Genomic DNA, 1,205 nt, shown 5'->3' on the forward strand with positions numbered 1-1,205 from the left:
CGACGTCTCCCCACATTTGAGTAGCATTCGAAATTAGAGTCTAATCCCATCCTGTAAGGAGATTAGACATGAAGAAGCGTTTTTCAGAAGAACAGATCATCGGTTTCTTGAGAGAAGCGGAAGCTGGATTGCCACTCAAAGAGCTATGCCGACTGCATGGATTCTCGGAGGCGAGTTTCTATCTTTGGCGCAGCAAGTTTGGCGGCATGAGCGTGTCCGACGCCAAACGACTCAAGGAATTGGAAGCCGAGAACGCAAGACTCAAGCGCATGCTGGCGAATTCATTGTTGGAAAATGAGATCACGAAAGAGGCACTGCAAAAAAAGTGGTAACCGCACCGGCACGACGTGACCTGGTGCGGCATATGGTTCAACGAGGGTTAAGTGAACGCCATGCGCTGCGCGTTGCAGACATGAGTGCTAGCGCGTTGCGTTATGAACCCCGTCCGGACAAAAACGGCGCTTTGCGAGATCGCATTATCGAACTTGCACAGCGCCATCGCCGTTACGGCTCCGGAATGATTTATTTGAAGCTTCGTCAGGCTGGTTTGCAAATCAATCACAAGCGCGTTGAGCGACTCTATGCGCAGTGCGGCCTTCAGGTAAAACGTCGCAAGCGCAAGAAGGTGCCTGTATCTGAGCGCCAGCCATTGATTCGGCCAGATGCAGCCAATCAAGTCTGGTCAATGGACTTTGTCTTCGACCGGACTGCCGAAGGCCGTGCGATCAAGTGTTTGACCATAGTGGATGATGCTACGCATGAGTCGATTGCTGTCGTGACAGAACGCGCTATTGGCGGATATCCTTTGACACGGATGTTGGATCGGTTAGGTTTGAAGCGAGGTCTTCCTAAGATCATTCGAACTGACAACGGCAAAGAATTCTGCGGTCGTGCCATGTTGACGTGGGCGCATCGTCGAGGTGTGCAACTTCGACAGATCGAGCCGGGCAAACCGAATCAAAACGCGTACATCGAGTCATTTAATGGAAGATTACGGGATGAATGTCTCAACGAACACTGGTTCGTCAGCTTGGCCCATGCCCGCACTGTGATTGAACGCTGGCGAAGGGAATATAACGAGGACCGACCGAAAAAATCCTTGGGTGGGCTGACGCCGTTAGCCTACGCTAAGCAACTGGCCGCGAAAGCGGCTACATTAACCCCTGACTCTAAAGCCATTTGCTACTGAATACGGGGAGACGTCG

General features: G+C 51.9%; 1 protein-coding gene. It reads left to right on the forward strand.

The window, feature by feature from the left end; all coding sequences use genetic code 11:
• Positions 1–68 precede the first annotated feature (68 nt).
• Positions 69–1,189, forward strand: a protein-coding gene (locus FHW66_RS20690; protein WP_370543511.1) for an IS3 family transposase whose coding sequence is annotated in 2 segments (ribosomal slippage) — positions 69–321 and positions 321–1,189 — 1,122 coding nt in all. Because the reading frame shifts where the segments join, the coding sequence is not laid out codon by codon here.
• The last annotated feature ends 16 nt before the right edge of the window (positions 1,190–1,205 follow it).

It is taken from the genome of Herbaspirillum sp. Sphag64, from assembly GCF_014192645.1.
Lineage (GTDB): Bacteria > Pseudomonadota > Gammaproteobacteria > Burkholderiales > Burkholderiaceae_D > Herbaspirillum.